Source organism: Marinobacter sp. MBR-105 (assembly GCF_053628895.1).
The window spans coordinates 1-25,850 of the sequence record NZ_JBRJHG010000008.1 but is presented as its reverse complement, the minus strand read 5'-3'; the positions used below and the strand labels follow the sequence as shown (position 1 = coordinate 25,850).

At 58.1% G+C, this 25,850-nt stretch carries 22 protein-coding genes; 15 read left to right on the top strand and 7 right to left on the bottom strand.

Annotated elements, in window-relative coordinates; translation table 11 throughout:
- Positions 1–6: 6 nt before the first annotated feature.
- The 3 genes from ACSSVV_RS10755 to ACSSVV_RS10745 form a co-directional block, all read right to left on the bottom strand.
- Positions 7–1,017, bottom strand: a complete 1,011-nt coding sequence (locus ACSSVV_RS10755) for a putative solute-binding protein (RefSeq protein ID WP_011786243.1) — start codon at positions 1,015–1,017, stop codon at positions 7–9.
- Positions 1,018–1,080: 63 nt separating this feature from the next.
- On the bottom strand, positions 1,081–2,145 hold the full coding sequence (locus ACSSVV_RS10750) for a hypothetical protein (protein WP_014422168.1): 1,065 nt from the start codon (positions 2,143–2,145) through the stop codon (positions 1,081–1,083).
- Between the two features lie 294 nt (positions 2,146–2,439).
- Positions 2,440–3,069 carry a TetR/AcrR family transcriptional regulator gene (locus tag ACSSVV_RS10745; RefSeq protein WP_011786245.1) on the bottom strand — a complete coding sequence of 210 codons (630 nt, stop codon included), beginning with the start codon at positions 3,067–3,069 and terminating at the stop codon, positions 2,440–2,442.
- Between the two features lie 132 nt (positions 3,070–3,201).
- Between ACSSVV_RS10745 and ACSSVV_RS10740 the strand changes: the two genes are divergently transcribed.
- The 8 genes from ACSSVV_RS10740 (at position 3,202) to ACSSVV_RS10705 (ending at position 14,812) form a co-directional block, all read left to right on the top strand.
- Positions 3,202–4,998: an acyclic terpene utilization AtuA family protein gene (locus ACSSVV_RS10740; protein WP_022991430.1), complete on the top strand. Its 1,797-nt coding sequence runs from the start codon at positions 3,202–3,204 to the stop codon at positions 4,996–4,998.
- Positions 4,999–5,222: 224 nt separating this feature from the next.
- On the top strand, positions 5,223–6,089 hold the full coding sequence (locus ACSSVV_RS10735; RefSeq protein WP_011786247.1) for an SDR family oxidoreductase: 867 nt from the start codon (positions 5,223–5,225) through the stop codon (positions 6,087–6,089).
- 9 nt (positions 6,090–6,098) lie between these two features.
- Positions 6,099–7,715, top strand: coding sequence for an acyl-CoA carboxylase subunit beta (locus tag ACSSVV_RS10730; RefSeq protein WP_022991431.1), 1,617 nt, complete (start codon positions 6,099–6,101; stop codon positions 7,713–7,715).
- A 30-nt stretch (positions 7,716–7,745) separates the two neighbouring features.
- On the top strand, positions 7,746–8,906 hold the full coding sequence (locus tag ACSSVV_RS10725) for an acyl-CoA dehydrogenase family protein (RefSeq protein WP_011786249.1): 1,161 nt from the start codon (positions 7,746–7,748) through the stop codon (positions 8,904–8,906).
- Between the two features lie 181 nt (positions 8,907–9,087).
- On the top strand, positions 9,088–9,906 hold the full coding sequence (locus tag ACSSVV_RS10720; protein ID WP_222196926.1) for an enoyl-CoA hydratase/isomerase family protein: 819 nt from the start codon (positions 9,088–9,090) through the stop codon (positions 9,904–9,906).
- A 228-nt stretch (positions 9,907–10,134) separates the two neighbouring features.
- Positions 10,135–12,093 (top strand): acetyl/propionyl/methylcrotonyl-CoA carboxylase subunit alpha, encoded by a 1,959-nt coding sequence (locus ACSSVV_RS10715; protein WP_454106217.1) that lies wholly within the window; start codon positions 10,135–10,137, stop codon positions 12,091–12,093.
- Positions 12,090–12,914, top strand: coding sequence for an SDR family oxidoreductase (locus tag ACSSVV_RS10710; protein WP_454106216.1), 825 nt, complete (start codon positions 12,090–12,092; stop codon positions 12,912–12,914). The genes ACSSVV_RS10715 and ACSSVV_RS10710 overlap by 4 nt, the downstream gene beginning before the upstream one ends.
- Before the next feature lie 68 nt (positions 12,915–12,982).
- Complete coding sequence (locus ACSSVV_RS10705) at positions 12,983–14,812, top strand: long-chain-acyl-CoA synthetase (RefSeq protein ID WP_113879982.1); 1,830 nt, start codon at positions 12,983–12,985, stop codon at positions 14,810–14,812.
- A 396-nt stretch (positions 14,813–15,208) separates the two neighbouring features.
- On the opposite strand, the gene ACSSVV_RS10700 is transcribed toward ACSSVV_RS10705, so the two are convergent.
- Positions 15,209–16,189 carry an NADPH:quinone oxidoreductase family protein gene (locus ACSSVV_RS10700; RefSeq protein ID WP_454106215.1) on the bottom strand — a complete coding sequence of 327 codons (981 nt, stop codon included), beginning with the start codon at positions 16,187–16,189 and terminating at the stop codon, positions 15,209–15,211.
- 155 nt (positions 16,190–16,344) lie between these two features.
- Positions 16,345–16,914, bottom strand: coding sequence for a BLUF domain-containing protein (locus ACSSVV_RS10695; protein ID WP_454106214.1), 570 nt, complete (start codon positions 16,912–16,914; stop codon positions 16,345–16,347).
- Positions 16,915–17,097: 183 nt separating this feature from the next.
- Between ACSSVV_RS10695 and ACSSVV_RS10690 the strand changes: the two genes are divergently transcribed.
- The 5 genes from ACSSVV_RS10690 (at position 17,098) to ACSSVV_RS10670 (ending at position 21,762) form a co-directional block, all read left to right on the top strand.
- Entirely contained in the window at positions 17,098–17,715 is a 618-nt protein-coding gene (locus ACSSVV_RS10690; protein WP_011786256.1) for a trimeric intracellular cation channel family protein, read from the top strand.
- A gap of 132 nt (positions 17,716–17,847) precedes the next feature.
- Complete coding sequence (locus tag ACSSVV_RS10685) at positions 17,848–19,146, top strand: NCS2 family permease (protein ID WP_011786257.1); 1,299 nt, start codon at positions 17,848–17,850, stop codon at positions 19,144–19,146.
- Positions 19,147–19,177: 31 nt separating this feature from the next.
- Positions 19,178–19,720, top strand: coding sequence for an adenine phosphoribosyltransferase (locus tag ACSSVV_RS10680; RefSeq protein ID WP_011786258.1), 543 nt, complete (start codon positions 19,178–19,180; stop codon positions 19,718–19,720).
- A 14-nt stretch (positions 19,721–19,734) separates the two neighbouring features.
- A complete protein-coding gene (locus ACSSVV_RS10675) occupies positions 19,735–20,397 on the top strand; it encodes a fumarylacetoacetate hydrolase family protein (RefSeq protein WP_022991437.1) in 663 nt (220 codons plus the stop codon).
- A gap of 60 nt (positions 20,398–20,457) precedes the next feature.
- Positions 20,458–21,762 (top strand): ABC1 kinase family protein, encoded by a 1,305-nt coding sequence (locus ACSSVV_RS10670; RefSeq protein ID WP_011786260.1) that lies wholly within the window; start codon positions 20,458–20,460, stop codon positions 21,760–21,762.
- Positions 21,763–21,770: 8 nt separating this feature from the next.
- On the opposite strand, the gene ACSSVV_RS10665 is transcribed toward ACSSVV_RS10670, so the two are convergent.
- Both ACSSVV_RS10665 and ACSSVV_RS10660 read right to left on the bottom strand, forming a co-directional pair.
- Entirely contained in the window at positions 21,771–22,448 is a 678-nt protein-coding gene (locus tag ACSSVV_RS10665) for an SIR2 family NAD-dependent protein deacylase (RefSeq protein WP_454106213.1), read from the bottom strand.
- The gene (locus ACSSVV_RS10660) at positions 22,448–23,851 is read right to left on the bottom strand and encodes an FAD-binding oxidoreductase (RefSeq protein WP_014422184.1); all 1,404 of its coding nucleotides are present in this window, start codon (positions 23,849–23,851) and stop codon (positions 22,448–22,450) included. The genes ACSSVV_RS10665 and ACSSVV_RS10660 overlap by 1 nt, the downstream gene beginning before the upstream one ends.
- Before the next feature lie 189 nt (positions 23,852–24,040).
- On the opposite strand from ACSSVV_RS10660, the gene serA reads away from it, so the two are divergent.
- Entirely contained in the window at positions 24,041–25,270 is a 1,230-nt protein-coding gene (gene serA / locus ACSSVV_RS10655) for a phosphoglycerate dehydrogenase (protein WP_011786263.1), read from the top strand.
- 188 nt (positions 25,271–25,458) lie between these two features.
- Entirely contained in the window at positions 25,459–25,743 is a 285-nt protein-coding gene (locus ACSSVV_RS10650; RefSeq protein WP_011786264.1) for a sll1863 family stress response protein, read from the top strand.
- The last annotated feature ends 107 nt before the right edge of the window (positions 25,744–25,850 follow it).

The following is a 25,850-nucleotide window of genomic DNA, read 5'->3' as shown; positions in this document are numbered from 1 at the left end:
CTCCGCTTATTCCCGGTTTTCCGCTGTGCACTCGGAGGCGCCGGGATTGCTGGCACATCGGATCTTGCTGAGCAGGCTCAGCATTTTCGGGTGATAAACGTTGGGAGCTCCGTCAACCCCATCGCGCATTTCCAAACGGTTCTGGCGGAACATCTCCTGGTAACCAACGATGTCCTTTTCCGGGATCCGTATCCACTGCTCGTCGGGAATCCCGTTTTCCTGGCTTTTAATCAGATTCATTGCCTGTGGGTACATGCCCCAGGCAACTTCCCGAGCCTTCTGGGCCGTGTCGTCTTCGATCACGCCATCACGGGCAATGATCTGAATGGTCAGCTGGGCGAGCGGGTAGTCGACAATGCCACCCTTGTCACCGATCCCCTTGTACAGCTCCAGAGCCTGGTAGGCGAACGCAGGCGCATAGGCAGTATCAACCGACCCATTGTTGAACTTGCCAGCAAAGTTGGTGATATCAGAGGGAACCACCGTCGCTTTTACATAGTTCACCATGTGGATGGCGTCTTTCTGGTAGTCCAGGGTGGCAATACGCTTTCCGGCCAGTTCGCCCGCTGTATCAATGCTGCGATCATTCACAAACAGATAACCGGCACCCGCCGGTACAATGCCCAGTACCTCATAGTCACCGTCCTTCATGAGGGACGCGGCCTTGGGCTGTGCCAGGGTGGCCAGCAGGGTTTTCAGGTCGTCGTAACTTGGCAGGGCACCGACGGCACTGATGCTTCCGGTAAAACGATTGAATGGGCGAATACGGATGTCGGTCGCGGCGACGGCATCGCACTGGCCCGCGTTGAAGTCGCCAATGGCCACGCCTTCATCGGTGTAGGGCTTGAGTTGGAAATCTACCCCATGGGCTTTCATTTCCAGAGCGTAGTCCTTGACCATGTTGTAGACGTCGCCGTTAGCGCCGATGACATCAAACACACACATGGAAACCGACTGGGCAGATGCCAGTGGTGCGACAATGGCAAGAGACAAGGCTGCAAGGGATTTGCGAATCATGACGACCTCCGGGTCATTCTTGTGTTTTTGATATTTAAGTCATAGATAACTGAAAGGCCAGCCTCAGAGCAGGCCTTCCAGATCCATGGTTTCAACGTTCTCGGTATTGCGCTCCGGACTCATCTTGCCGAAGAAGGTCCGTGGTGTGCGGTGGCCGTAGTTGGCGCTCCAGTGTTTGTCCGATGCGAACTGGACAATCCTGCGGGCCACTTCGTCCACCAGCCGATATTCCTCCCAAACCTCGATGCGCTCTTCAGCCTCTGCGAATTCCGAAATGGCCTGTGCCAGCACCTGCGGTCGCCCAAAGGTTTCCGCAGCGACTACCTGAACGGCGTAAGAGGCACGGATACCGGACTCAACACTCAGCTCTGCGCTGTTTTCCATCACCTGCCAGGGGTCTGGAGACAGGTCCGGTCGGGTGTCAGGCAACAGTAACCAGACGAGGGCGCGAACGGCGTTGGGCAAACCGCCCCATTTTTCATTATCCACGCACTGGGCGGCACGCTCGGCCTGGGGCGCAATGTTGCGAGGCACACCCGCCAGGGCGCCGGAGTTGGAGTCGTTCACAATGGCCTGCATCCCCGTTAGCAGCCCGAGCAGGAACGTGAGTTCGTCCTGATCACTGAAAAGGAACGGGCATTCCAGAGGTTCGGCCGCCGGGTCAAAATCGTAGGCGGCCATGGCACGCTTGAAGGCTTCGTAGCGGCGCTCAGCGGTGCGCGCGTAGAGTCTTTTGGAGACTTCCCGGGCATCTTTGGCGGCGGGAACATCGCCACGGTATTCCGCCCGCAGATAAGCCAGTTCAGCCTCCCAGGCCCGGTATTCCATGCAATTCGCCGCCAGCAGCATGAGCAGGGAACCGGTTGAATCCGGTGCATCAGTGACTCTCGAAAACGAGTAAACCAGCGGATCCGTGCCCTCACCCAGCGCACAGGCCATGCCCGGATCGGACATCTGCATAACGTAGGGGGTTGCCTCGGACTCCGAGTAGTTCGACAACACGATGCCGGTGGTGGTGTAAATAGGGTTGGCAGAACATCCGGCCAGCAGCAGTACCGAACTTCCCAGCATTGCCTGGCGTACACGAGCCGAAAACCGGCGCGCTTGAGAGACCATTGAGGAGATCATAATTCGACCTGTCTGACATTGTTTTTGTATGTAAGGGAGTGCGAGAAATTTTTATCACATTTGATTCTCGTCAATCCGTGAACCAGCTCCAGCTACCTCTGGCCAGAGCTCGAACGAGAGCAAGAATGCGAGGAATATTGTCAGACAGAAATGGCTTTATTGCCGAAACCGGCATGCCGATCAGGCCAATGGCCCGGGATGAATCGAATAATTTTTTGATTTATTGATTTATAACAAGGAGTTAAATATGTAGTGCGTTTCGGAACAAGCGTGCCACTTTGTGACTTGTGCACATTAACATTGAGCAAGACCCAGCATTGCCATCACCTGATCGGTCAGTCCATCGAGGGTCAGACCGCCCCGTTCCGGGCGATACCAGGTGACCGTCCAGCTCAGGGCGCCGGTCAGCATTCTTCGGGTAATGAAAGGGTCCGCTCCAAGCTGGTGTTCCTTCGACAGCTGTTGAAGCGTAGACAACCACAGGTTTTCATAGATATCCCGCAACTCCAGCACTTCAGCCTGGGAGCTTTCCGAAAGACTGCGCCACTCATACACCAACACCGCCATGGCCTCTCCGGTCTGGCCGTTAATCGACTCCAGTTCTGCCCTGATCAGCGCCCGCAGTTTTTCTCTCGCTGAATCCGCCTGGTCGGCAGCGGCCTGCATCAAGGCGGTATTCAGCCGAATGGTCTCGACCATCACCGCCTTGAGAATTTCCTCCTTGGTGCGGAAATGGTGGAACAAGCTCCCTGACTGAATACCCACAGCCGCCGCCAGATCCCGCACCGTCGTGCGCTCGTAGCCTTTATCCCTGAACAGTCTTGCTGCTTCGTTTAACAGGCGCCCGCGGGCGCTGGAGGGATCAGACACAAGTTGCTCGGCAATGAGGGATTGCAGGATTGGGTTCTGGTTCACAAAGGCCATCCGGTTGTCTTGCTGGGACTTTTTATTCTACCCGAGATTTGCCTGTTTACAAACCAAGCGCTTGCTTGGTATTGTCGTTTCGATCGTTGGATAACCTCTCGCCAGTGCGGGTATCAGAACAAGGCCAAGAACATGTCAGACGCCAACAAAACCATCCGTATCGGTTGCTCCGCCGCTTTCTGGGGCGATACCGAAACCGCCGCTGCCCAACTGGTACGCCAGGGCAATATTGATTACCTGGTCGCCGATTACCTGGCCGAGATCACCATGTCGATCATGGCCGGCCAGAAGATGAAAGACCCGACTCAGGGCTACGCCCGGGATTTTGTGCAGACGGTGATGGCGCCTCTGCTCGGCGAGATAAAGGATAAAGGCATCCGGGTTCTGGCCAATGCCGGTGGAGTAAACCCGGTGGCTTGCCGCGATGCTCTGCAGGCCCTGTGTGAAAAGGCCGGCGTCGATCTGAAGATTGCGCTGGTGCTCGGCGATGATCTGTTGATGAAAAAGAAAAAGCTGGGCGATGCCGGCATTACTGAAATGACCACCGGTCAGCCCTTCCCCGCCATGATGGTGAGCCTGAACGCCTATCTGGGTGCGCCCGGCCTGGTGGCGGCCCTGGAACAGGGTGCCGACATCATTATCACCGGCCGTGTCGCAGACAGTGCGCTGGTGCTGGCGCCGCTGGTGCATGAATTCGGCTGGCGCTGGAACGACTACGACAAACTGGCCCAGGGCAGCCTGGCCGGGCATTTGCTGGAATGCGGCGCACAGTCTACCGGCGGTAATTTCACCGACTGGGAACAGGTGGCTGATGGCTACGCCAATATGGGCTTTCCCATCGCCGAGGTCAGCGCCTCTGGCGATTTTGTGATGACCAAGCCCGAGGGCACCGGCGGCATGGTCAGCAGGGGCACTGTGGGCGAGCAGCTGGTGTATGAGATTGGCGACCCACGGGCTTACCTGCTGCCAGATGTAACCTGCGATTTCACTCAGGTGACACTGGAGGAAATCGACAAGGACCAGGTCCGGGTGTCCGGTGCCAGGGGACGCCCGCCGACAGACAGCTACAAGGTGTCAGGCACCTGGCCAGATGGATTCAAGTGCACAGTGACGTTCCTGCTGGCCGGCCTTGATGCCCGCGCCAAAGCACAACGAGTGGCGCAGGCTATTCTGGCCAGGACGTCAGCGATGTTTGCCGAGCGCGGCCTGCCGGATTATTCCGAAACCAGTATCGAATTGCTGGGCACCGAGACTACCTATGGCCCCCATGGCAAGGGCGACCAATGCCGGGAAGTGGTGGTGAAGATTGCCACCGCCCATCCGAAGAAAGAAGCCCTGGTGCTGTTTTCCAGGGAAATTGCCCAGGCCGCTACCGGTATGGCGCCTGGCATCACCGGTATTGTCGGCGGTCGGCCAACCGTGTGGCCGAAGATTCGTTTGTATTCCTGTCTGGTACCGAAATCGGAGGTAGCGGTTTCGGTGGATCTGGCTGGTGAGAAGTCTGAGGTGGAGGTAGCGACCGAAGGTGGTTTCAATCCGGGCGATCTCGCGGCTGAGCCGGAGTCCCGGATGGAGGTGGCAACGGATACCACAGTGCCGCTGCTCAAGCTGGCTTGGGCGCGGTCCGGGGATAAGGGCGATCACAGCAATATCGGGGTGATCGCGCGGGATCGAGAGTATGTTCCTTATATTGAGGCTGCGTTAACGGAACAGGCGGTGGCCGAGTGGATGGCTCATACGCTGAATCCTGAGTCCGGCAAGGTGACTCGCTGGTCTATGCCTGGGTTGCATGCGTTCAATTTCTTGCTGGAGCACAGTCTAGGTGGCGGCGGTGTGGCGTCGCTTCGAATTGATCCGCAGGGTAAGGCGTTTGCTCAGCAGTTGCTGGAGCTTCCAGTGCCTGTGCCTTCGAATCTGGTTCCTCAATGAATTTATTAACCCCGGTTCTGGGGCAAGAGCCCCGACAGGGCATTACTTCCCTGAGCTTGGGTGCAAGCGCCCCACCGGGGTACAGCCTTCCGGGACACGCCGTAAATACGTCCGTGTAGGCTTGAGCGCAGCTTCCCTGCTGCGCACAGTCCCGGAAGGCTGTACCCCGGCGGAGCGCCCGAACGTTTTTCGTGGATTCTTTGGATTGGAATAGGGAATTTTGTATGAGTTATCAGTCTGTTCTTCGCCCGGGCTTGTTTGAAGGCCAGGTTTTTATTGTCACCGGTGGCGGTTCGGGGATTGGCCGCTGCACGGCTCACGAACTGGCGGCGCTCGGTGCCCGGGTTGCGCTGGTCGGTCGTAAGCAGGAGAAGGTAGACGCGGTTAAGGCCGAAATTGAGGAAGACGGTGGTATTGCCAGCGCCCATGCCTGCGATATTCGCGAGGAGGAGTCGGTCAAGGCCACGGTGAAGGCCATTATTGAGACCCACGGCGGTCTGAACGGGGTGGTGAACAATGCCGGCGGGCAGTTTGCGTCTCCGTTAACAGGCATTAACCAGAAGGGTTGGGAAACCGTGGTGCGCACGAATCTGACCGGCGGTTTTCTGATTTCCCGGGAGGCCTATACCCAGGCCTTGAGTAAAACCGGCGGTTCGATTGTGAACATTGTGGCGGATATGTGGGGTGGTATGCCTGGCATGGGCCACTCAGGGGCCGCACGGGCCGGTATGGTGAATTTCACCCAGACAGCCGCGGTCGAATGGGCGCCGTCCGGGGTTCGGGTGAATGCGGTGGCGCCGGGGTGGATTGCGTCCAGCGGGATGGACAACTACCCGGCCCACATGAAGTCGTGGATTCGCAGCCTGGCGGATGCGGTGCCGATCAAGCGGATGGGTACAGAATCAGAGGTGAGTTCGGCGATCTGTTTCCTGCTTAGCCCGGGCGCGGCGTTTATCAGTGGTGATTGTCTGCGGATTGACGGCGCGGCGTCCCAGGGTGGGCGTGTGTGGCCGATGCCGAAGGCGAAGAATAACGAGCCCTACAACGGTTTCCATCGGGCGGTAACGCCGAAAGTGTTGAGTGACGACTGAGGATTTCCCATGCAGGTACTGGAAACAACAATAAGCCCCCAGTCCGACGAGTTCCGGGCCAATATCGAGGCCATGGAAGCGCATATCTCGACTTTCCGGGATGTGGAGCAAAAGGTTCTGGACCTGGCGGAATCGGCCCGGGAGAAGTTTACCAAGCGAGGCAAGCTGCTACCGCGGGATCGCATCAATCGGTTGCTGGATCGTGGCAGTGAGTTTCTGGAGCTGTGCTCCCTGGCCGGTTACAAGATGCATGATGACAAAGACGGTTCCATGGCCGGAGGCGGGATTATTGCCGGCATCGGCAGAGTAGCCGGAGTACGCTGCCTGGTGGTCGCAAGCAACAGCGCCATCAAGGGCGGAACCATCACCCCCGCCGGTCTGGACAAAACCCTGCGACTGCAGCAGATCGCCATGGAGAACAAATTGCCGGTGGTATCGCTGTCAGAATCCGGCGGTGCCAACCTGAACTATGCCACCGATATCTTCGTGCTGGGCGCCCGAGGCTTTGCGAACCAGGCCCGGATGTCTGCAGCCGGTATTCCACAGGTAACCGTCGTCCATGGCAACGCCACTGCCGGCGGGGCCTATCAGCCGGGCCTGTCGGATTACGTAATTACCGTACGCGAGCAGGCGAAGATGTTCCTGGCAGGCCCGCCGCTTTTAAAAGCCGCGACCGGTGAGGTCGCCACCGATGAGGAACTGGGTGGAGCAGAAATGCACGCCACAGTTGCCGGCACCGCCGAATACCTGGCCGAAGACGATGCGGATGGCATCCGCCAGGCCCGGGAGATTCTGGGCGCCCTGCCCTGGAACGAAAATCTGCCACTACACCAGGAACCACAGTGGGATGAGCCGCTGTATCCGGCTGAAGAGCTACTGGGTGTGATTCCTTCCGACGCCAAGAAACCCTACGACGTGCGCGAGATCCTCGCCCGCATCGCCGACGGCTCCCGGTTCCTGGATTTCAAGAACGATTACGACAGCCAGACGGTGTGCGGCACCATCCGGATTCACGGCCACAGTGTAGGTATTATAGGCAACAATGGCCCGATCACCCCTGCCGGCTCCACCAAGGCTGCCCAGTTTATCCAGCTTTGCGATCAGGCAGGCACGCCTATCCTGTTTCTGCATAACACCACCGGATTCATGGTCGGCACCCACTCCGAACAGAACGGCATCATCAAACACGGGTCGAAGATGATTCAGGCCGTGGCCAACTGCCGGGTACCAAAACTCGCCGTGGTGGTGGGCGGTTCCTACGGCGCCGGCAACTACGCCATGTGCGGCCGGGGCCTGGACCCGAGATTCATCTTCGCCTGGCCCAACAGCCGCACCGCCGTCATGGGCCCCGCCCAGGCCGGCAAGGTGATGCGCATCGTGGCTGAAGAAAAACAACGCAAAAGCGGTATCGAGCCGGACGAAAAGACCCTGTCGTTCCTGGAACAGGCGACCGCCAAAAAGCTGGAAGACGGCTCCACCGCCCTCTACGGCACTGCCAGACTCTGGGACGACGGCCTGATCGATCCGCGGGATACCCGCCGTGTCCTGGCCATGGTGCTTTCCGTTTGCCGTGAAGCCGAACAACGACCACTGCGACCCAACGTTTACGGCGTCGCCCGTTTCTGATTTCCACACTGATTTACCGGGAGAACAACAATGAAATTCACAGCCGAACACGAAGCCCTCAGAAAGACCGTCCGTGATTTCGTCGAAAAGGAAATCAATCCGCACTGCGATGAATGGGAGGAAGCCGGCGAGTTTCCCATTCACGACCTGTTCAAGAAACTCGGCAACCTGGGCCTGCTGGGCATTCAGAAGCCGGAGGAATACGGCGGCATGGGTCTGGATTACAGCTACAACCTCGTGGCTGCTGAAGAACTGGGCATGGCCAAGTGCGGCGGTGTTCCGCTGGCCGTGGGCGTACAGACTGACATGTGCACTCCCGCGATTGCGCGCTTCGGTTCCGATGAACTGAAACGGGACTTCCTGGCCCCGGCTATTGCCGGCGATATGGTGGGCTGTATCGGTGTGAGTGAAGTGGGCGCAGGCTCCGATGTGGCCGGCCTGAAAACCACGGCAAAGAAAGACGGCGATGACTACGTCATCAACGGCTCCAAGATGTGGATCACCAACTCCCCGAAAGCGGATTTCATGTGTCTGCTGGCCAACACCAGCGACGACAAACCCCACAAGAATAAAACCCTGATGATCGTGCCCATGAACACACCGGGCATCACTTTCAGCCCGCACCTGAACAAGCTGGGCATGCGTTCGTCAGAAACCGCCCAGGTGTTTCTGGACGACGTGCGAATTCCCCAACGCAACCGCATCGGCGCAGAAGGCACCGGCTTTATGATGCAGATGCTGCAGTTCCAGGAGGAGCGCATGTGGGGGGCCGCCAACGTAATCAAGGCCCTGGAAAACTGTGTCACGCAGACCATTGAATACTGCCGCGAGCGCAAGACCTTTGGCCAGCCGCTGATCGACAACCAGTACATTCATTTCCGCCTGGCGGAGTTACAGACCGAAATCGAAGCGCTGCGCGCGCTGACCTATCAGGCCTGTGAGCTGCACATTGAGGGCAAAGATGTCACCAAGCTGGCGTCAATGGCGAAACTGAAGGCCGGGCGTCTGGGTCGAGAAGTGACCGATGCTTGCCTGCAGTTCTGGGGTGGCAACGGTTACATGTGGGACAACCCCCTGTCACGGGCTTACCGCGATGTGCGGTTGGTCTCCATCGGCGGCGGTGCCGACGAAATCATGCTGGGCATCATCTGCAAGCTGATGGGCACCTTGCCTGGAAAGAAACGCGACTGACGCTGTGCAAGGCCTTGTGGGCAGGCAGGGCTTGGTGGAGGGCCATGAGGCGGGGATCCCTTTTCGGGACACGCCTACAAGCACATCCATGTGGGCTCGTTTCGGGCCGTCCATGGCCCTCAACGGTCCCGAAAAGGGATCCCCGCCTCATAGCCCCGAACATTTTACGTGGAGTCCTTTTATGGAACAGCAGCTACCACATTGCGAAACCCTGATTCTCGAAAAACAGGGCCCTACCCTGTTCATCACCATCAACCGCCCGGACGTCCGCAACGCTATGAGTCTGCAGATGGTCGCTGAACTGTCCACCATCTTCAGCGAGATCGAAAACGACATCAGCATCCGCGCCGCCGTCATCCGCGGCGCAGGTGGACATTTCTGCGCCGGCGGCGATATCAAAGACATGGCCGGCGCCCGGAGCCAGAAAGCTGGCGAAGGCCGCGATGACCCGTTCTACAAACTCAACCGCGCCTTCGGCCAGATGATCCAGCAAGTCAACGAATCCTCCAAAGTCGTCATCGCCATCACCGAAGGCGCCGTCATGGGCGGCGGCTTCGGCCTGGCCTGCGTCTCCGACCTGGCCATCGCCGGCCCGACTGCCAAATTCGGTATGCCGGAAACCACCCTCGGCGTCATCCCGGCCCAGATCGCCCCGTTCGTTGTCGAACGCATCGGCCTGACCCAGGCCCGTCGATTGGCGCTGCTAGGTTTGAGAATCGACGCAACGGAAGCCTGCAAACTCGGCATCGTTCACCAGGTTGCGGAATCCGAAGAACAGCTAAGCGACATGCTGAACCAGGCTCTGGAACGGGTACGCCTGTGCGCCCCCGATGCCACGGCAGAAACCAAGGCCTTACTGCATCGGGTGGGACATGAAGCCATGGCCGGTTTACTCGATGACGCCGCTGAAAAATTCGCGGCCGCCATCCGGGGGCCCGAGGGCACGGAAGGCACTATGGCGTTCATGCAAAAGCGTGAGCCAAAGTGGGCCGAGAGTTAACGAAAACAAATATTAAAACAAGCCACTCAACAATCATTGGGCAGGCAAACACCCAAGGTCGCGGGAGCGCCACTGGCGGGATAAGCCTCCGGAAAATTTCGAAGGCCAAGGATGGCCTGAGAGAAGCGCACAGGGATGTGCTCGTAGCGGTTTTCCGGAGGCTTATCCCGCCAGTGGTGCGGACGAACACCAACCTGGGGCGGTCCAGTAACAAGGTAGATAACGCGTATGCTAAAAAAACTACTCATCGCTAACCGAGGCGAAATCGCCGTCAGGGTCATCCGTACAGCCAAAGCGCTGGGCTACCGAACCGTTGCCGTCTACTCCGAAGCCGACGCCAACGCCCTGCACGTTGAACAAGCCGACGAAGCCGTCTGCATCGGCCCGGCACAGGTTGCCGCCTCCTACCTCAACGCCGACGCCATCCTCGATGCCGCAAGGAAAGCAGGCGCCGACTGCATCCACCCGGGCTACGGCTTCCTCTCCGAAAACTCCGGCTTCGCCAAAGCCGTCAAACAGGCCGGCCTCACCTTTGTAGGCCCTCCCGAAAACGCCATTGAACTCATGGGCAGCAAACGCCGCTCGAAAATCGCCATGCAGGAAGCCGGCGTGCCCGTAGTCCCTGGCTACGAAGGCAACAACGCTAGTGATGATGAACTCATCGCCGCAGCCCAGGACATCGGCTACCCCCTCATGCTCAAAGCCTCCGCAGGTGGCGGTGGCCGGGGCATGCGCCTGGTCGAGAGCGAGAGCGAGTTGGCCGACAACATTAAAAGGGCCCGCTCAGAAGCCAAACAGGCCTTCGGTGACGACGAACTGATCATCGAAAAAGCGGTCATCGAACCCCGGCACGTGGAAATCCAGGTTTTCGCAGACCACCACGGCAACGCCGTTTACCTGGGCGAGCGGGACTGCTCCGTACAGCGCCGGCACCAGAAAGTGGTTGAAGAAGCGCCCTCACCTTTTGTCACCCCGGAACTGCGTAAGGCCATGGGCGAAGCTGCTGTCAAAGCGGCCCTGGCCTGCGGTTACGAGGGCGCCGGTACCGTGGAATTCCTGGTCGACAAAGACCGCAATTTCTACTTCCTGGAAATGAACACTCGCCTGCAGGTAGAACATCCGGTCACCGAACTGATTACCGGCCAGGATCTGGTGGCCTGGCAGTTGATGGTCGCTGAAGGCCGCCCGCTGCCTCTGGCCCAGGATGACATCCAACTCAATGGCCACGCCATCGAGGTGCGACTTTACGCCGAAGACCCGGCCAGTGGTTTCACCCCGCAAACCGGTACCCTGCACCAGTTCACCCCGGCGGAAGGCGAAGGCCTGCGGTTTGATACCGGCGTGCGCTCCGGTGACGTGGTCAGCCCCCACTACGATCCCATGCTGGCGAAAGTCATCGCCTGGGGCCAGAACCGGGACGAAGCCCGTCGCCGCCTGATCCGGGCGCTGGAAGACACCACAGTCTTTGGTGTGACCACCAACCGCCATTTCCTCAGCCGCATCATCGCCGATGACACCTTTGGTGCCGGTGAAGCCACCACGGCCTTCCTGCAGCAGGCCTTCAAGAATGATCCGTCACTGGCGCCTCAGCCGCTCACCATCCGCGAGCTGGCCCTGAGCGCCTGCGCATTGAGCCTCGGCCAATCCGCCCAGAAAGGCTGGAGTAACGCCCCCGCCACCGTCATGCCGATGAAGCTTGAGGCCCGGGACGAAACCGTGGAACTGCTGGTTCGGCACAGTGGCCACAAACTGCTGGTGGCCCACGGCGAAGAACACTATGAATTGCAACTGCAAAGCCAGGAACCAGGCCTGCTGTGCATTATCGACAACGGGGTTCGTCAGCGGTGCCAATACTACCGGAGCGGAGATTCCCTATATTTGCAGGCGTTCGGCCGTTCCTGGTGCGTTCGGGATATTACGCACCAACCCGCCCAAGGTGCCCTGGGCACCGGCAGCGGCAAGGTCCAGGCCACTATGGACGGTGCCATTATTGATGTACTGGTGGCAGAGGGAGATCAGGTGGAACAGGGCCAGACCCTGGTGATTCTGGAAGCCATGAAAATGGAGCATCCGGTTAAGGCGGATCGCAGGGGCACCGTTGGCCAGTTGCTCGCCCGCAAAGGAGACCAGGTCAAGCGTGGCCAACTTCTGGCAGACGTGCAGTCCACTGAGGAAGCAGCATCATGAGCCGGCTACAGCAGCGCACAGTGTTTATAACCGGCGGCAGCCGGGGAATCGGCCGGGCCATTGCCCTGGCCTGTGCCCGGGAAGGCGCCAACGTGGTCATTGCAGCGAAAACCGATACCCCGCATCAGAAACTACCCGGCACCATCCACACGGTCGCTGAGGAAATTCGCAACGCCGGAGGCCAGGCGCTACCGCTGGTACTGGACGTGCGGGATGAACGACAGGTCCGCCAGCGAATAGACGAAGCCGCCGGTTATTTTGGCGGTATCGATGCCCTGGTGAACAACGCCGGGGCGATACGCCTGACCGGTGTCGAAAACCTGAAAGTGAGCCGATACGACCTGATGCATCAGGTCAACGCCCGGGCCGTATTCACCTGCAGTCAGGCGGCCCTGCCCTGGCTGAAGGAATCCGGTGGCCACATTCTCAGCCTGTCGCCGCCGCTGAACCTGAATACCCGGTGGTTTTCCCAGTACGGGCCATACACCACCACAAAATACGGAATGACCATGCTCAGCATGGGCATGGCCGAGGAGTTCCGACGCTATGGCATTGCCGTGAACTGCCTGTGGCCAAAGACTCTGATTGCCACTGCCGCCATAGAACACGAAGTGGGCGGACCTCAATTGATGGCGCAGGGACGAAAGCCGGAAATCATGGCCGATGCTGCGGTCAGCATACTGTCCCGCAGTGCGGACGAACTGACCGGGCAAGCGCTGATTGACGAGGATGTACTTCGTCAGGATGGCGTGAAGGACTTCGAACACTACCGGTATGCCGCAGGCGACAAGCCACTGCTGCCGGATCTGTTCCTGGATTAGCCGCGGAGCAATGGGTTGGTCCGCGGTTCAAAACCTACAAAGACAATGACGACTGAAACGGACGCACCATGAGCCAAGACATCGTAACCGCACGCGACATCATGCGCAGCCTGCCCACGGTTCTGAAAAAATTTCCCTTCGTGGCAAAAGGGCTTTACTACTACCGGGTAAAGGACGACAAAAAAGAGCTGACCCTTGGCAAGCTGGTAGAGCGCAACGCTGACAAACACCCCACGCGCCCTGCCATTCTCTTCGATGATCGCAGCATTACCTGGGCAGAACTGGATGCCTGGAGCAATCGAATTGCCCATTACCTGAAAGATCAGGGGCTGGTAAAGGGCGATGCCATTGCGGTACTGCTGGAAAACCGACCGGAACTACTGGCGACCGTGGTTGGCGCAGCCAAGGTCGGCGTGGCCTGCGCCATGCTGAACACCTCCCAGAAAGGCAAAGTGCTGGCCCACAGTATCAACCTGATCGAGCCACGACTGCTGGTGGTTGGTAGCGAACTGATCGACAATGCCGAGTCGGTTCGTGGAGAGGTTCAGCTCCGGCACACGCATCCCTTGCTCTACCTGCACGACGGCAACACTCTGAACACCTTTGGTGACGCGCCGGAGGGCTACGTCAACCTGGCCCTGGAAGTCAGCCGCCGGCCCTCAACCCGACCGGTCCTGAGCAACCCGGTAACCATGGGCGATACCGCCGTGTATCTTTACACCTCAGGCACCACCGGCCTGCCCAAGGCGGCGCCCGGCTCACATCGCAAATTTATCAAAGCCTACGGCGGCTTTGGCATGCTCTCCCTGGCCATGGAACCGGAAGACGTCCTGTACTGTACGCTGCCGCTGTATCATGGCACCGCCCTGCTGGTGTGCTGGGGCTCGGTCCTCGCCGGTGGCTCTGCCATCGCCCTGCGCCGAAAATTCTCCGCCAGCGCCTTCTGGGACGACGTCCGACGCTACAACGCCACCACCTTCGGCTACGTGGGCGAACTGTGCCGCTACCTGCTGAATCAACCTCCCGGCAGCCAGGACCGCAACCACGGCCTGACCAAAATGATCGGCAACGGCCTGCGCCCCTCCATCTGGAAAGAATTCAAGGAACGTTTTGGCATCGACAAGGTGGCTGAACTGTATGCCTCATCAGAAGGCAATATCGGCTTCAGCAACTTTTTCAACATGGACAACACCGTGGGCTTCTCCACCGCGCCCTACAAACTGGTCAAGTACCACGAAGGCACCCGGGACCCGATCCGCAACGACAAGGGCCGTCTGGAGGAAGTGGAAAAAGGCCAGCCCGGCCTGTTGATCGGGGAGATCAACAAGAAGTGGGCATTCGAGGGCTACACCCAGAAGGAAGCCACTGAGAAATCCATCCTGCGCGATGGTTTCAAGAAAGGCGATGCCTGGTTCAATACCGGTGATGTATTAAAAGAAATCGGCTGCCGTCACCTGCAGTTTGTCGATCGCATGGGCGACACCTTCCGCTGGAAGGGTGAGAACGTGTCGACAACGGAGGTGGAAAATATCATTGATGGCTCCGCCATGGTGGAGGAAGCCATTGTGTACGGTGTCGAGATTCCCAAAACCAACGGCAAGGCGGGCATGGTAACGCTGGTGCCTCAGTCCAATGGTTCGTCCTTCGATATCAACAAGCTGTTTGACTATCTGCAGGAGAATCTGCCGGCCTATGCGGTGCCGGTGTTTGTGCGGGTGACCAATGCCATCGAGAAGACGGGAACGTTCAAGTACCGGAAGGTGGACATCCAGAAGCTCGGCTATTCTCTGGAGCGGTCGGAAGACGATGTGTACGCCTGGCTGCCCGGTTCGTCCGGTTATACTTTGCTGACTCCGGAGCTAGTCTCGGATATTGATTCGGGGGATGTTCGGTTTTGATCCTGACTTTTGGAGAGGGGCCTCATAACCTAGCCTGCAACGCTTGGTGACAGTGAGTACGGGGTGCCCCTCCCAAAAACCGCTAAAAGCACATCCATGTGCGCTTCTCTCCGGCCATCCATGGCCTCCGACATTTTTGGGAGGGGCACCCCGCACTCACTTCCGAGCCAAGGAGTGATAGTCAGTTTACTGAAAAACCTAGCTTTTCTCCCTGACTATTACTGTGAAGCTGACCGGCCGTGATGGGGAACGCTTCCAAAAAATTTTGAGGGCCATGGATGGCCCGAAATAAGCGCACATGGATGTGCTTGTAGCGGTTTTTTGGAAGCGTTCCCCAGCGCGGCCCACACCGAAACCTAAAGGCTAGGAGGGAGGCTATCCCTCAGGCTCCAAGAACTATTCTTCAACCCGCAAAACGATCTTGCCAGTGGCCCGACGCCCCGTGAGTGCCCCAAGCGCCGCCGCATATTCCTCGAACGGGAAAACCTCGCTGACCTTGGGATCGATCTTGCCGTCGGCATACATCTGCAACAGCTCCATCATGTTCTGGGCGCTGGTCTGCGGCTCGCGCTGGGTGAAGCTACCCCAGAATACACCTACCACAGAACAGCCCTTGAGCAGCGTCAGGTTCGCAGGAATCTTGGGGATATCCCCTGCGGCGAAGCCGATCACCAGATGGCGGCCGCTCCAGCCCATGGTGCGCAGGGCCTGTTCGGTGAAATCTCCGCCGACCGGGTCGTAGATCACATCCACACCTTTGCCCTTGGTCAGTTTCTTCACCGCATCTTTCAGCGATTCCTCGGTGTAATTCACCAGTTCATCAGCACCGGCTTCCCTGGCCACCGCGAGTTTTTCAGCAGAGCTGGCCGCCGCGATCACTTTCGCGCCCATAGCCTTGCCCAGCTCCACCGCTGCCAGGCCAACACCACCGCTGGCACCGAGTACCAGCAGGGTTTCGCCGGGCTGCAGGTTGCCTCGCTGTTTCAGCGCATAATAGGAGGTGCCATACACCATCATGAAAGCCGCTGCTTTCTCATCGGACATAGAGTCCGGAATTGGCAACAGGTTGGATTCCGGAGCAACCACTTCTTCGGCAAACGCACCCCAGCCGGTCAGAGCGGCTACCCGGTCTCCGGGTTTGAAACGGCTGACTTTTTCGCCCACTTCAAGCACTTCACCGGACAGTTCGCCACCGGGGGAAAACGGCATGGGCGGCTGGAACTGGTATTTGCCCTGAATGATCAGGGTGTCCGGGAAGTTCAGGCCTGCAGCCTTGACCCGGATTTTTACGCCGCTGCCTTTTACGTCTGGGCTGGCAATGTCTTCGATGACCAGATTCTCTGCCGGGCCATAGTCTTTGCACAGAATGGCTTTCATGGTTGCTCCTGGGCTGTCTGTCTTACCCCGATGGCGTCAGGGCGGGTCTGATTTGATGTTGTAATTGACCCGGATCAACCTAAACGCACAGGGCCCGTGAAGCAAATCAAGGCTGCTTATTCATGGCAATAAGCCCGGCTGATAAACCGGCGGATTCAGAACAGTACAGCGCCCGCTACCACAGCGACGATGACCATCACACCGGCGGCCAGAAGCCCATACCTGACACCGGGAGACAGGGTTTGTGAGTGTTGAACCCGGGCTGGGCTGTCTTCGTCGTGATTGACCAGTTTCTGGTCTTCGCTGGAGCGCCGAATCAGGTCAATCATTTCCTCACACTGGTGGCTGGAGAACGCCGCCGGGTTGAAGTCCGGTAACTGGTGCTTGTCCAGAAAGGCCTGCACGTCGGATGACAGGGGTACATACTTCATCGACCAGTTGGAGAAGGTCGGGACGTCCAGCGGCTCTTCAATCAGCATGTGGATATTGCGGTGACGAGAGTCCTGGCGGATTCGTTCGAAGGTTTCCCGGACAAATTCTTCCTCGCCCTCAAGGTACTGGAAAAACCGGTTGTCGCCATAATACAAGCCACCGACCAGGCCTGCCCGACCGTTATTTCTTCGGGACACCATGAGAATTCTGGCCACGTGGGGTTCGACACCCTTTTCCAGGGGCTGGGCTTCAAACGTTGCTTCGCTGGCGTAGGCGAGTCGCATCAGGGCCATATTGCAGTACTCCGGATCAATCAAACGGGAAACAAGGCAGTGATACGCGTAACTGTCGCGCAACAGATCACATTGGCCGAATCGGCCATCAACGCCTGAAGATGAATCCCGGGACGAATTCCGCTATTCTTCCAGCCTTTCACCCACGCCCCGGACCGAATTTCGTCAAATCAGAGCTGCCCCATGTTTGACATCATCTATACTCTTGAAATGATTGGCGTTGTGGCGTTTGCCATTTCCGGCATGATCGTCGCACGGTCCAAAAACATGGATCCGGTGGGTGTTTTTGCCATCGGTTTTATTACCGCTCTGGGTGGCGGCACATTGCGGGATCTGATCATGGACAATCACCCGCTGTACTGGATCAAGCACCAGGAGCAGCCGATCATGATCCTGGCCATGGCAATCGTGTTCAGCTACTGGAGCCGGGCCCATTCCCTGAAAGAATCGAGAATCGTCTTCCCGGACGCCATCGGCCTTGGCATTTTTTCCATTCTCGGTGCGCAACTGGCTCTCGATCTGGGCCACTCCTGGTTTATCGCTTCCATGCTGGGTGTAATGACAGGCTGCTTCGGCGGCGCCCTGCGTGACACCCTGTGCAACGAAGTTCCCTTTATTTTCCGCAAGGACCAGATCTACGCCTCTATCGCCTTCGCCGGTTGCTGGCTGTACTTTGTGTGCCAGTGGTTGCTGGAGAGCGAATCCATGGCGCTGACTATTGGCCTGCTGTTTATCGTGATTGTTCGCATGCTCGCGGTGCGCTTTGATATCCGCCTGCAACGAGACCAGATGCTGAACTGAACTCTGAATCATCCCTTGGCGTGAGGCGCCTGAGCCGGTAACATTGCCGTTTTTTCACCCAATTCACGTTTTCCGCACGCAAACTGACTTTCAAACTCCCTAATCCAGGCATTCTAGAGGCAGACCCAAGTCATGCTTGAACGACTGTTCCAACTCCAGGCCCACGGCACCACTGTCCGTAAAGAAGTGGTAGCTGGCATTACCACCTTCCTGACCATGGCCTACATCATCGTGGTCAACCCCAGCATCCTGTCGTCCACCGGCATGGATTTCGGAGCCGTTTTCGTGGCTACCTGTCTGGCCGCAACCATCGGTACGCTGATTATGGGCCTCTGGGCAAACTATCCAATTGCCCTGGCCCCCGGCATGGGCCTGAACGCTTTTTTCTCGTTCACGGTCGTCGGCAGTATGGGATACAGCTGGGAAGTGGCGCTGGGCGCTGTCTTTCTCTCCGGGTTTATTTTCTTCATTCTGAGTGTGGTCAAGATCCGGGAATGGATCATCAACAGCATTCCGATGTCCTTACGCTTTGGCATTTCTGCCGGCATCGGATTCTTTCTTGCTCTGATCGCACTGAAAAACGCCGGCATCGTGGTAGATAACCCTGCGACCCTTGTGGGTCTGGGCGACATCAAAGTGGCTGAGAGCCTGCTGTTCTTCGCAGGATTCGTACTGATCTGTGCACTTTCATTCCGCAGAATCACTGGCGCCGTGATGATCGGCATCCTTGCTGTTACCGTGGCCGCCATGATGCTTGGCATGGTGGAATACAAAGGTTTTGTGTCTGCCCCACCCAGCCTTGCCCCCACCTTTATGCAACTTGATCTGGCCGGCGCACTGAATGTTGGCATGATCAGCATTATCTTTGCCTTTCTGTTCGTGGATCTTTTCGATACCTCCGGCACCCTGATCGGAGCAGCCCAGCGTGGTGGATTGCTGGATAAAGATGGCAAGCTGCCCCGTCTCGGACGAGCTCTGATGTCGGATTCCGTCGCAACCATGTCAGGCGCAGCCCTGGGTACCTCAACCACCACCAGCTATATCGAATCAACCGCTGGCATTTCCGCCGGTGGTCGCACAGGACTGACGGCGGTTGTCGTCGCCCTGCTTTTCCTCGCCTGTTTGCTGCTGTCACCGATCGCGAGCATCATCCCTGCCTATGCGACCGCACCGGCCCTGTTCTACGTCGCCGTGCTGATGGCAAGCGGCCTCAAACTGATCGATTGGGATGACATCACCGACGCCGCACCAGCGATCGTCACGGCACTGACCATGCCGCTGACCTTCTCTATTGCAAACGGCATTGCCCTGGGTTTCATCACCTACGCCGTGATCAAGGCGTTGTCTGGCCGCTGGTCCGATCTTAACGCCAGCGTCGTTACCATTGCCGTTGTATTTGTTCTGAAATTCATGTTCCTGGACGCCGCCTGAGCGGCGCCCAGAGTAATCACCGGACCCGCCCATGGACTATTTTTCCGAGAGCATCAAAAAAGCCATCCGCACTGTGCCGGACTGGCCCAAACCCGGCGTTTCCTTCCGGGACATCACCACGGTCCTTCAGGACAAAACGGCATTTCGTAAACTGATTGATGCCTTTGTTCATCGCTACCATGGCCAGCACATTGATGCGGTTGCCGCCGTCGATGCCCGGGGCTTCATTATTGGCTCGGCGCTGGCCTACGAGCTGAATGCGTCTCTGGTACTCGTGCGCAAGAAGGGCAAACTGCCCTTCGACACCCTGGTGGAAGACTACGAACTGGAATACGGCACGGCTTCCGTCGAGCTGCACGAAGACGCTTTCAAACCCGGCGACAAGGTCATCCTGGTGGACGATCTGATTGCCACTGGCGGCACCATGCTGGCCGCAACCCGTCTGATCCGCCGTATCGGTGCTGAAATCGTAGAGGTCGCAGCCATGATTGATCTGCCGGATCTGGGTGGCTCACGCAAGCTGCAGGAAGAAGGTCTGCAGGTTTATACTGTCTGCTCATTCGAAGGAGACTGAGCGGAGGCGCCACCATGGGCGATTATCAGCATCACTGGAAAGATGGAACACCGGTTCATCTTCCCCTTGGCAAAATCGTTTGTGTGGGGCGCAACTACGCCGAACACGCCCGGGAGCTGAACAACCCGGTACCGGAAGAACCGCTACTGTTTATCAAACCCTCCACCGCAGCGGTTCATATCACCCGCCCGCTGGTCTACCCCAGAGGCCAGGGTGCGGTGCACTTTGAAACCGAACTGGCCGTACTTATCGGCCGCCCCCTGACCAATGCCTCCGCCAGCGAAGTGGAAAGTGCCATTCTCGGTTATGGCCTGGCCCTGGACCTCACCTTGCGGGACGTGCAAAGCAGCCTGAAAGAAAAGGGACACCCCTGGGAGCGCGCAAAGGCCTTCGACGGCGCCTGCCCGCTTTCACCGTTCGTTGCCGCCGACCAACTTGCCAAGGGCAACCTGAACTTCACACTGGATATCGACGGCCAGCGCCAGCAGACCGGGAATACCGGCGACATGCTGAACCCGATCGTGCCCCTGATTGCTCATATGAGCACCCAGTTCACCCTGTTACCCGGCGATGTGGTGCTGACTGGCACGCCCAAAGGCGTTGGCCCGCTTGTCAGCGGCCAGACTCTGTCCCTGGAGCTGGAAGATGTGTTATTTGTGGAGACCACAGTGGTCTGAACGCAACACGGATACGGATATTCAGACGAGCTGCAAACTTCCCGTAGAACAGGCACTACCATGGCCAGGAAACCCGTTACTTCACGCACAGGACGCTTCTTCAAACTCGCAGGCATGACCGCCACGGTGGCGGGCCAGTACGCCGGCCAGAGAGCGCGGCGCATGTTCCGCACCGAAAATGACGAAGGCGCCCAGAGCGAAAGCTACACCCGGATGGCCGGGCAAATTGCCGATACCCTGGGCGAGCTCAAGGGGGCGGTGATGAAGGTGGGGCAGATAGCCTCCCAGACCCAGGACTTCCTGCCCAAAGAATTCTCGGACGCGCTGGAAAAACTCCAGAAAGAAGCACCACCGATGCCATTCGAGGTGATTCTGGAACAGGTGGAAAGTGAGCTGGGCAAGCCGGTTGGCGAGCTGTTTGAATACCTGCAGGAAACACCCTACGCCTCTGCCTCCATCGGCCAGGTACACCGCGCCCGCCTGCACGATGGCACGGATGTGATCGTGAAAGTGCAATACCCCGGCGTGGATGAATCCTGCGACTCCGACCTCAAACAGCTACGACTGGCCCTGAAGCTCGGCGGCCTGCTGAAAATGCCCAAGGAGACGGTTGACCAGCTGTTCGGCGAAATCCGGGTGCGACTGAAGGAAGAGCTGGATTACGAGAACGAGGCGCGAAACCTCAAGCTGTTCCACGAATTCCACAAAGATCAGCCGTGGGTGATCATCCCGGAGGTGGTCGACAGCCATTCAACCCGTCGGGTCCTGACCCTGGGGCTGGTGGAGGGCGACCACGTCAGCAAGGTCACGCCGGAACACTACTCCCAGGAAACCCTCAACCTGATTGGCCACCGGATTTTCACGATCATGGCCGATCAGCTGTTCCGGTTCCAGTGCATTCACGGCGACCCTCACGCGGGCAATTTCGCCTACCGGCCGGATGGCACCATTATCATGTATGACTTCGGCTGCGTGAAGAAACTCAAACCGGAGATTGTCGAAGCCTACCGCAAAGCCTTGATCGCAGCGCTGGATGAGGACTACCAGGCCCTGGACCAGTACCTGATCGACCTGGGCGCTCGCGTGGACAGCCAACCGGCGGTCGATGAAGCCTATTACGCCATGTGGAGGGATATCCTGATCATCCCGTTCCTGAACGATGAGCCCTACGACTTCGCCGAGGCCGATATCCATAAACACGTGGCCGCAAAAACCAGCACGGTGTTCAAATACCTGGATTACTTCAAACCGCCGGTCGAGAGTATTTTCATAGACCGGATGATTGCGGGGCATTACTGGATGCTAAAACGCTTAGGTGTCCAGGCAGCATTCAGAAGTGAACTGGAGAAATACCTCCGAGGCTAACGCCAAGTTCACAAATAACGCGAAACCCACTCCCGCACCCCTTCCGACGCCCCCTTACGAATCACCGGCGCCCGGGAGACTGACGCCGGCTCTCCCGGATCAATCACCGTGATGGGCACATCAATGTCCACCTCGTAGATCAGCCCCGCCGCAGGATATACCTGCAGCGACGTACCCACAATCAGCAGCTGGTCTGCGGTGCGCACCACCTCTGCCGCCGCATCCAGCATCGGGACTTCTTCGCCGAACCAGACGATATGGGGCCGAAGCTGGGCACCGCGATCACAGGTATCCCCGGGATTGATGTCGTTGTAGCCGATGTCGTAAATGAGGTCCGGATAGGCGGAACTGCGGGCCTTGGTGAGTTCACCGTGCAGGTGCAGCACATTGCTGGAACCGCCGCGCTCATGCAGGTCGTCCACATTCTGGGTGACCACGGTCACCTGAAAACGGCTTTCCAGCTCCGCCAGCAAGCGGTGCGCAGGATTGGGCTCAACGGTTTGAAGTTGCCGCCTGCGCTCGTTATAGAACCTCAGCACCAGATCCCGGTTGCGCTCGAACGCCTCCGGCGTGGCCACGTCGTACACACTGTGCTGCTCCCACAGCCCACCGTTGTCCCGGAAGGTGGAGAGGCCGCTTTCGGCGCTGATTCCAGCGCCAGTGAGTACGACAATGTGCTCTTGCATCAGTCGAAGATCTTACCCGGATTCATGATGTTATTGGGGTCGAATACCTGCTTGATACCGCGCAGGTAGGCAATTTCCGCCTCGCTGCGGGTGTACTGCAGGTAGGGTTTCTTGGTCATGCCCACACCGTGCTCAGCAGAGACACTGCCCTGATAACGCTCGACAATTTCAAATACCCACTTGTTCACCTGCTGGCATTTTTCGAAGAAATCTTCCTTCGCCATGTCCTCCGGTTTGAGGATGTTCAGGTGCAGGTTGCCGTCACCAATGTGGCCGAACCAGATGATCTCGAAGTCCGGGTAGTGTTCGGTAACCACGTTGTCGATTTCCTGGAGGAAGCCCGGCACCTTGGAAACCACCACCGAAATATCGTTCTTGTAGGGAATTCGCGGCGCGATGGATTCGGAAATCCGCTCACGCAGCTGCCAAAGGTTCTGTGCCTGGGTTTCACTCTGGCTGATGACACCATCCAGCACCCAACCTTCTTCCACACACTGCTCAAACAGTGCCATGGCATCGTCCATCACCTGATCAGAAACAGCCTCGAACTCCAGCAACGCATAATATGGCGCCTCGGTCTCGAACGGTGCCTGAACCTGGCCGTGGGCCAGTACATGCCCCATGGCCTGGTGAGAGAAAAACTCGTAGGCGGTCAGATCCAGTTTTTTCTGGAAAGCCTGCAAGACATCCATGGTGTTGGTGAGGTCATTCAGGCCCAGCACCAGCACGGTCAGGTCGTCCGGCTTGCGGGTAAGCTTCATGGTGGCTTCGGTAATGAAACCCAGGGTGCCCTCGGCACCGATGAACAGATGTCGCAGATCGTAGCCGGTGTTGTTCTTGGCCAGATCCTTGTTCAGATCCAGCACATCACCTTTACCGGTCACCACTTTCAGTCCGGCAACCCAGTCCCGGCTCATGCCCCAGCGAATGACCTTGATGCCGCCGGCATTGGTGGACAGGTTGCCACCGAGCTGGCTCGACCCGGCGGAGGCAAAATCCACCGGATAGTACAGGCCGTTTTCTTCGGCAAAGGTCTGCAGTTGCTCGGTCACCACCCCGGCCTGGCAACGTACGGTGCGATCACTGGCGTTGAAATCCAGAATCTGGTTCATGTTGTCGAACGCTACCACCACTTCGCCATTGGCGGCCACGGCGCCTGCACTCAGGCCGGTACGTCCGCCCGAAGGTACCAGAGCCACCTGATTGTCATTGGCAAACTTCACCAGCGCCTGCACCTGCTCCGTGGTTTTCGGCAGGACAATGGCCAGCGGCTTGGGCGGGTAGATTTTGGTCCAGTCCTTGCCGTAATTGTCCAGATCCGCAGGATCGGTGAGAACCTTGCCCGGGTTTTCGGAGGTGGCAACCAGCTCTTTAAGGGAAGCGATGATCTGTTCGGAACTCATGGATGTGTCAGTCTCTTCGAAGTTGGGCCAGGGCCTGTTCAGAGATCACTCACAAAGAATTGATTCAGGCAAACCGGCGCGCTGTGAAAATCTGCGTTTATGGTATCATACCGCCCCTGTTCTGTGAGCCAGGCCGACGATCCCTGGCTGCAGGTCATTTCACGTGACGAAAGGTTCGGAAGCAAGCCCATGTCAAATACGTCTCTCGAAAAGAGCAAAATCCGGATCCTGCTGCTGGAAGGCGTGCATCAATCTGCCATTGATACCCTGAATGCCGCGGGTTACACCAATATCGAGTATCTGACCCATTCATTGGGTGAGGAAGAGCTGATCGAGAAGATTGCCGATGCGCACTTCGTTGGTATCCGCTCTCGCACCCAGTTGACCGAGAAAGTATTTGAAGCCGCCAGGAAGCTGGTGGCTGTGGGCTGCTTCTGTATCGGCACCAACCAGGTAGACCTGCAGGCCGCGACCCGCCGTGGCGTGGCCGTGTTCAACGCGCCTTTCTCCAACACCCGTTCCGTGGCAGAACTGGTTCTGGCCCAGGCCATCCTGCTGCTGCGCGGCGTGCCGGAAAAGAACGCCAAAGCCCACCGTGGCGAGTGGCTGAAATCCGCCAAGAACAGCTACGAGATTCGTGGCAAGAAGCTTGGCATCATCGGTTACGGCAACATCGGCACCCAGTTCAGCGTGCTGGCCGAAAGCCTGGGAATGGACGTCTATTTCTACGACGTGGTTTCCAAACTGCCGATTGGTAACGCCACGCAAGTGGGCACGCTGCAGGAACTGCTGAACATTTCCGATGTGGTTTCCCTGCACGTACCGGAGACTCCGGCGACCAAATACATGTTCAAGGCCGAGCAGTTTGCCCAGATGAAGCCGGGCAGCATTCTGATGAACGCTTCCCGCGGTACCGTGGTGGATATCGACGCCCTGGCCGATGCGCTGAGTTCCGGTAAACTGCTGGGCGCAGCCATCGACGTATTCCCGGTGGAGCCCAAGTCCAACGACGAAGAGTTTGTCTCTCCACTGCGCGAGTTCGACAACTGCATCCTGACTCCGCACGTGGGTGGCTCAACCATTGAAGCCCAGGAAAACATCGGGCGCGAAGTGGCTGAGAAGCTGGCCATGTACAGCGACAACGGCACCTCCGTCTCTTCGGTGAACTTCCCGGAAGTGGCGCTGCCGTCCCACCCGAACCAGCACCGCCTGCTGCACATTCACGAGAACGTGCCGGGCGTGATGTCGGAAATCAACCAGGTGTTCTCCGAAAACGGCATCAACGTCTGTGGCCAGTACCTGCAAACCAAGGAAGATATTGGTTATGTGGTGGTCGATGTGGACAAGGCCTACGGTGAGCTGGCGCTGGAAAAACTCCGCCAGGTAAAAGGCACTATTCGCTGCCGCGTACTGTTCTGACAGACTGCTGCCTTCAAGAACCGGAGCATCCCCCTGGGAGCTCCGGTTTTTTTATGCCATTTCGGGCCACAACGCCGCATTTCAACAAAACTTCATGCTGCCGCCCTTGAGATTCGGCCATACGTAGCCATGCTGAAAAGTACCAGTCATTCAAACCGGGCCGGAACAGGCCCAGCATGGAGGTAATTATGTCCTTGAAGGAATCTCTGCAGAAGAAACTGGAAACCCAGACCGAGTACTGGAGCAAACAGATCGACAGCCTGCGTGCCGAAGCCGACGAAAAGATGGCCAAGGCAAAGGATGACCAAGCGGAAGCCGAAATTCAGAGAGAGTTTTCAGAGCGCATTCAGGCCGTTGAAGACCACATCGAGACTGCCCGAAGCAAACTGGGCGAACTCAAGGACTCCGGCGAAGATCAGCTGGAGGATCTGAAGAAGCGAATCGACGAATGGCTGCCGAGCAACACCAACTGATTGCGACAGCCAGAATCGGGTAGGGTCCGGGGTCACCCCCGGAGCCCTCCCACACCACCGGGCATACGGTTCCGTACCACGGCGGTTCACGAAGAACGGCTAAGCCC